Source organism: Nocardioides sp. CPCC 206348 (assembly GCF_048654705.1).
Taxonomy (GTDB): domain Bacteria; phylum Actinomycetota; class Actinomycetes; order Propionibacteriales; family Nocardioidaceae; genus Nocardioides.
Genome location: NZ_JBMCZA010000229.1, coordinates 110,771 through 117,452, shown reverse-complemented (window position 1 = coordinate 117,452; position 6,682 = coordinate 110,771). Strand labels below are relative to the sequence as shown.

General features: G+C 70.5%; 3 protein-coding genes. 1 reads left to right on the top strand and 2 read right to left on the bottom strand.

The genetic code is table 11. The annotated features are described in order from the left end of the window. Positions 1–102 precede the first annotated feature (102 nt). Complete coding sequence (locus ACOADB_RS26345) at positions 103–1,098, bottom strand: aldo/keto reductase (protein ID WP_378605986.1); 996 nt, start codon at positions 1,096–1,098, stop codon at positions 103–105. A 10-nt stretch (positions 1,099–1,108) separates the two neighbouring features. Next, on the bottom strand, positions 1,109–5,761 hold the full coding sequence (locus ACOADB_RS26340) for a family 43 glycosylhydrolase (RefSeq protein WP_378605983.1): 4,653 nt from the start codon (positions 5,759–5,761) through the stop codon (positions 1,109–1,111). Positions 5,762–5,906: 145 nt separating this feature from the next. Between ACOADB_RS26340 and ACOADB_RS26335 the strand changes: the two genes are divergently transcribed. Continuing rightward, positions 5,907–6,682 (top strand): DUF1349 domain-containing protein (locus tag ACOADB_RS26335; RefSeq protein WP_378605980.1); only part of this gene is annotated, 776 nt, incomplete at its 3' end.

Below are 6,682 nucleotides of genomic sequence, written 5' to 3'. Positions count from 1 at the left end.
ACGTACGGCGACCGCGCCGGCCTCGTGGGATGTGCGGCCCTGGCGCTGGACGCCGTGCTCAGCCCGGCCGCGATCGACGCGCGCCTTGCCCTGGCCCGGGCGCTACCACCGCGGGTGGATCTGGTCCCGTAGTCGCGCGTCGTAGATGCCGCGGACTCCGTTGAGGAACGCGGCAGGGAGCGGGCCGAGCGCGCCGGCGGCGGCGTTGCCCCGCGCCTGTTCGACGCTGCGGGCGCCGGGGATCACGGTGCTGACGCCGGGCTGCTGCGCGCACCAGGCGAGCGCGGCCTGGGCAGGCGTGACCCCGTCGCCGAGCGTGTCGCGGACCAGGTCGCTGAACTCCCGCGCTGCCGCTACGCCGGTCCGGTAGTCCACGCCGGAGAAGGTCTCGCCCACGTCGAAGGCGCTGCCGTCGCGGTTGTAGGTGCGGTGGTCGTCCGCCGGGAAGGCGGTCGTGTCGTCGTACCGACCCGAGAGCAGGCCGGAGGCCAGCGGGACCCGGGCGATGATGCCGACCCCCGCAGCGGCCGCTGCGGGCAGCACCTCGTCGAGCGGCTTGAGCCGGAACGCGTTGAGGATGATCTGGACCGAGGCGACCCCGGGTCGCGCGATGGCGGAGAGCGCCTGGGCGCAGGTCTCGACGCTGACGCCGTACGCCGCGATCATCCCGTCGGCGACCAGCGCCTCGAGCGCGTCGTACGTCGCGTCGTCATCGATGACCGCAGACGGCGGGCAGTGCAGCTGCACCAGGTCGATCCGGTCGACGCCCAGGTTGGTGCGCGACCGCTCGAGCCAGGCCCGGTAGTTCTCCGGCGTGTAGTTGCCCGGGACCTGCTCCATCCGGCGCCCCATCTTCGTGGCAACGGTGAAGCCGTCGTCGCGGTGAGCGGCGAGGAAGCGGCCGACGATCTGCTCGCTGCGTCCGTCGCCGTACACGTCGGCCGTGTCGTAGAAGGTGACGCCGCCCGCGGCCGCCTCCTCGAGCACGGCCCGCGCGTCGGCTTCGGTCACCTCGCCCCAGTCGGCGCCGAGCTGCCAGGTGCCGAGGCCGATGGCGGAGACGTCCACCTTGGCCCGGTCGAAGGTGCGCTGTTCCATTTGTCGACTCCTACCTCTTGGCCTTGACCCGCACCGCGGCCGTGTCGTCGCTGCCCACGGTGGCGGACCCGGCGTAACCCGCCTTGATCGTGTGTACACCCCTGCGGAGGGTGATCACGACCCGGGCGACGCCGTTGCGCAGCACCGGTCGGGCGACCACGCGGCCGTCGACCTTGACCACGACCCGGCCGGTGGCCAGCACGGTCGAGGGCGATGTCGCGACGGTGACCTTCACGGTGATCCGCTGGCGGGGGCGCGGCGTGGTGTCGGACAGCTTCAGCAGCGTCGTGGCGCCGGCTCGCTTCACCGCCGCCGTCTGCAGCGAGGTGGCCGTGCCGCTCAGGCCCGTGGGAGCAGTGGCCGTCACGCGCACCGTGAGCCGGCGTCCGACGTCGGCCGCGCGCGGCGTGTACGTCGGTGCTGCCGCACCGCTGATCGCGACGCCGTTGCGCATCCACCGGTAGCTGTAGGTCAGGCCCGGGGTGTCCCAGATGCCCGGTCCCGCGGTCAGCTTCCGCCCCACCTGGGGTGTCCCCGAGATCGTCGGCGCGGCTTCGTTCACCGGCGCGACCGGGGGCGTCTCCAGCGGGTCGATGCTGCTGAGGGTCGGCGTCACCTTCTGGATCAGCCCGTCCTCGCCGAAGGTGAGCCGGTCGATGGTGGTCTCCCGGTGGTTCCCGTCGCCTCCCGGTGACGAGAAGGTGGGCATCGCGAAGCGGTGGTAGGCGATGTACCAGTCGTCGGTGCCGGGCACCTGGATGATCGAGCTGTGGCCGGGGCCGAGGATGCCCTGGGAGACGTCCTTCTCGAGGATCACGCCGCGGTAGGTCCACGGGCCGTTGATGCTGGTCGAGGTGGCGTAGCCGACCCGGTAGTTCGGCGAACCGGTGTCGTCGATCGCGTACGTCAGGTGGTAGATCCCGTTGCGGTGGTTGAGGAACGTCCCCTCGCGGAAGCTGGTCAGCCCGCTGATCCCGCTGATCGTCTCCTGCTTGATCGACAACATGTCGTCGGACAGCTCGGCGTACACCGGGGAACCGTTGCCCCAGAACAGGAAGTACTTGCCCGTCACCGGGTCCTGGAAGGCGGCCGGGTCGATGGCCTGGCCCGACGTCACGGCCTCGTTGTTGAGGATCATCGCCTGCGGCTGCGCGGTGAACGGCCCCTCGGGGCTGTCCGCCACGGCGACACCGATGGTCTTGCGGTTGTACGTCGGGTTGTGGCCCGAGAAGTAGAAGTAGTACTTCCCGCCCCGCTCGATGATCGTCGGAGCCCACGCGTTGCCGCTCGCCCACGGGACGTTGCCGTTGGCGCCGTCGAGGGTGAGGAAGGGCTCCTCGGACCGGGTCCAGTCGACGAGGTCGGTCGACTTCCAGACGTAGAACTCCTTGCCGCCCCAGCCGGCGAAGCCGTCGGTGGTGGCGTAGAGGTAGTAGACGCCGTCGAACTCGGCGATGTTCGGGTCGGCGTACAGCCCGGGCAGCACCGGCGACTTCATCTGGACGGCGCGCACGGTCCATTCCCGGGTCGCGCCCGAGGGGGCGGTCACCGTCACGGTGCGCGGAGCCGAGTAGTCCGCCGGTCCGTCCACGTCGAGCGTCGAGCCCGCCTTGACGTCGTACGACGGGTCGAGGCCGGTGAGGCCGGTGCCCGGAGTGACGGGCAGGGTCACCGTCGAGGTGGCGCTGTCGACGATGGCCGGCACCTTGAGGCTGGGCAGGTCGACACCGAGGATCGCGGTCGGGTCGGCTGCGAGGTCGCGGACCTCGGCGGTCGTGAGTGCCCGGTTGTAGATCCGGAAGTCACGGACCGCGCCCTTGAGGTACTTGTCGCCGCTGTAGACCGAGCGGCCGATGTAGTTGGCTGCCGTGTCGCCGTCACCGATGTCGCCCGGCTTGATGGTCACACCGGTCTTCTCGCCGACCTTCACGCCGTCGAGGTAGAGCGTCGCGGTGCCGTCCTGGAGCGTGTACGTCAGGGTCTTCCACACGTCCCGGGCCAGGGCGTTGCCACTGGTCGCGGTCTGCTCGGTGGTCCAGTTGGCGCTCGCGATCGAGGTTCGGTAGGCACTGTTGCCCGTGGTGAACAGGTAGCCGTTGCCGGTCCCGCCTCCGTCGGTGTTGCCCATGCCCCAGATGAAGTACGGCGTCGGCTGGGTCGGGTCGACCTTGACCTCGGTCGACACGGTGATCGCGTCGAGCCCGGCCATCATGTCGTCGGGGAGCTTCACGTGGCCGTTGGTGCCGCCCAGGTTCAGCTGCCCGTCGGCCCAGGTCGCGTCGCCCGACACCGTGCCGTCGTACCCGTGGCCCGAGCTGTCCGCTGCGGTCGTGCCCGTGGTGGCGTCGAGCTCGTAGTGCGCCACGAGGCCGTCCTCGTTCGCCTCGACCGGGGTCGGCGGCTCGGGGATCACGATGCCCTCGCGCAGGCTGTCGAGCTCGGCCTTGGTCACCGGGATCACGGTGCCGTGGCGCGGGCTGCCCGGCAGGTCGTAGACGGCAGGGACCTGCCAGTTCGGCTGGGTGAGGTCATCGGTGCCGAGCGGGATGTAGCCGCGGCCGCCGTACTCGTCGACGAAGAGGTAGAAGTCGTTGCCCGAGGTGTCACCCGGGTTCGCCTTGAAGACGGTCGGTCCCTCGACGGCACCGGTGCCGGCGTCGCGCCCGATGCAGGAGTCCTGCATGGCCCACGCGGGGTTGCCGGGCAGGTCGACGGCGGTCAGCTGGTCGGCCGTCTCCTGGATGATGTCGGAGCAGCCGGTGCCACCGCCGCCCTCGTCTTTGGTGAAGCGGTAGTAGTGGCCGTCCTCGCGGACGACGGTCGAGTCGATGCGGGACTCGCCCCGGTCCTGCCAGATCTGCGGCTCGCTGAAGGTCACGAAGTCCCGGGTGGTGGCGTAGAGCATCCGGTTGTAGGTGCTGCCGGTGTGGTTCGGGTCGTTCTCGGCGTACAGCTTCGAGGCCCAGAACACGACGTACTGCTGCAGGTCCTCGTCCCAGTAGGCCTCCGGGGCCCAGGTGTTGCCAGCGGTGGGCGGCGAGATCAGCACGTGGCGCTGCGCGGACCAGGTCTTGAGGTCGGTGGACTCCCAGACCTCGAGGTAGCGGCTGCCCGTGCGCTGGGAGCGGTCCCAGTCGCCGTTGCGTCCGATCGAGAGGTCGGTCGCGATCAGGAAGAACCGGTCACCCTCGGGGGAACGGATCAGGAACGGGTCGCGCAGGCCCATCTCGCCCATGGTCGACTCGAGCACCGGCTGGCCGTTGTTGAGCTCGTCCCACTTGAGGGCGTTGTTGCCGCGGCTGGCAGCGAAGTAGATCTTCTCGCCGGGGATGCTGCTGGCGGTGAAGTAGCTGAAGGCGTACCCCTCGTACGGCGCTGCCGCGGGCAGCTCCCGCACGGTGAGGGTGATGTCGCGGGTGGCGGAGGCAGCCCCGACCGTGACGGTGGCGGTCAGGACCACCGTGTCGTTGCCTGCGCCGTGTGCCGGACGGTGCACGATGCCGGCGTCGTCCACGACCGCGGGGTCGTCGCTCGCCCAGGTGATGGTGGCGCTGCCGGTCCCCGTCGTCGGCAGGGTCAGGTTCCCGCGTACGTCGTCCGGGTGCACCAGCGCGATCGCGGCGGCTGCCGCCTCGGCCTTGGCGAGGTCGCTGTCGTCGGGCACCACGGTCGCGGTGAAGGTGCGGGTGTCGCTCGCGGTGCCCCGGGCCAGGGTGGCGGTCAGCGTGACGTCGGTGGGGTCCGAGCCGGCGCCGGGCTGGGTCACGGCGCCGTTGTTCGCGACGACGGCGGTGTCGGAGGAGGACCAGGTGATGGTGGAGCCGAACGCACCTGTCGCGGGCAGGGCGAGGTCGTCGGACACGGCCGAGATGTCGCCGAGGTCGAGGGCCGCCTTGTCGGCAGCGACGCGGTTGGCGTCGGTCAACGAGATGTCCGCGACCTCGGCCGCGGTGATGGCGCGGTCGTAGATGCGGAAGTTGCGGAGCTTGCCCTTGAGGCTGTTGTCGGCGGCGTAGTTGGACTCGCCGAGCAGGTTGTTGACCGTGACGCCGGCGCCGATGGAGCCGGGGGTGACGGTGACAGCGGTGTTCTGGCCGACCTGGACGCCGTCCTCGAAGAGGGTGCCGGTCGTTCCGGTCTGCGTGTAGGTCACCGACTTCCACACGCCGCGGGCGAGGTTGCCGCCGCTGGTGCGGGCGGTGACCTTCTCGCCGGACCAGTTGGTCGGGGTGATGCCGGCGCGGAAGGCGTTGCCGGCAGCGAAGAGATAGCCCGTGCCCGAGCCGGACGTGGCCGAATTGCCCAGCCCCCAGAGGAAGAACGGGGCGGCCTGGGTCGGCTCGACGAACACGTCCACGTGCACGGTGATGGCGTCGAGGCCGGCCAGCACGTTGTTGGGCAGCTTCACGTGGTCATCGACCCCGTCGAGGGTGAGCACTCCGCCACCCCAGGTGCCGCCGACGAGGGTGCCGTCACGGTCATGGCCGGAGGTGTCCTCGACGGTTGACCCCGAGGTCTGGTCGAGGTCGTAGCGCACCACGAGGCCGTCAGTGACGTCCGCGGCCGCTGGTCGCACCGACGGCAGCAGGAGCAGCAGGCCCCCGACCAGGGCGAGGGCGAGCAAGGCGGACAGTCGGCGTAGGGCTGGGGCGAGTCGCGACATCGTTCCTCCGTTTGTGAGCGCTAACAACGGAGTGTGACTGCCGTCACCCCTCCCGTCAACCCCTACGAACAAGGCGCGAATCGTTCCCGACGGATTCACTGGAAAGCCTTGACGGAACAGGAATGTTAGCGCTAACAATCATCCTGTGTCGTCCGTCACATTGCCCCCGTCCCGCTCCGGCCGCCGCCTGTTGGCCGCCTCCGGCGCTTCGCTCGCCCTCCTCGCCGGGCTGCTCGCCAGCGCCGCCGGACTGGGCCTCACCGCCACCCCGGCCGCTGCCGCGGCAGGCACGGTGACGTGGTCCGATGCCTTCGACGGCGATGCCCTCGCCGGGCGTTGGGGGGTGGTCAACCCCGACCCGTCCGCCCTCGACGTCAGCGGCGGAGCCCTGCACCTCACCGGTCAGGCCGGCGACACCTGGCAGACGACGAACACCGCGAAGAACCTGGTGATGCTCGACGTGCCCGCCGGGGACTTCACGGCCACCGCGACCCTCACGGCGCCGGTCTCGAAGGTCTATCAAGGTGCCGGGCTGATCGCCTGGCAGGACATGGACAACTACGTCCGCGCCGGTCTGACCTACGTCGGAGCGCTGGCCCCGTCCGGCATCGCGATCGAGACCGACCGGGAGACGGGGGCCGCCTTCGGTGCGGTGGGCTTCGCCGACCGGCCGGGGTCGACCGGGGAGACGCTGCGGCTGCAGCGCACCGGCAACACGATCACGACCAGCTATCACGACGAGGGCACGGGGTCGTGGGTGACGGCGGCGACCACGACGGTCGCGTTCGACACCACCCAGGTCGGTCTCTACGCGCTCGCCGCCCAGGACGGCACGACCACCGCTGCGGCCTTCGACTCCTTCGAGATCACCCATGCCCGCGGAGCGGACGTCGTGCCCGACGGCACCTTCACGCTCCAGGC

Coding starts and splice junctions, on each gene's coding strand:
- ACOADB_RS26345 (WP_378605986.1), bottom strand. CDS start 1,098: ATGGAACAGCGCACCTTCGACCGGGCCAAGGTGGACGTCTCCGCCATC.
- ACOADB_RS26340 (WP_378605983.1), bottom strand. CDS start 5,761: ATGTCGCGACTCGCCCCAGCCCTACGCCGACTGTCCGCCTTGCTCGCC.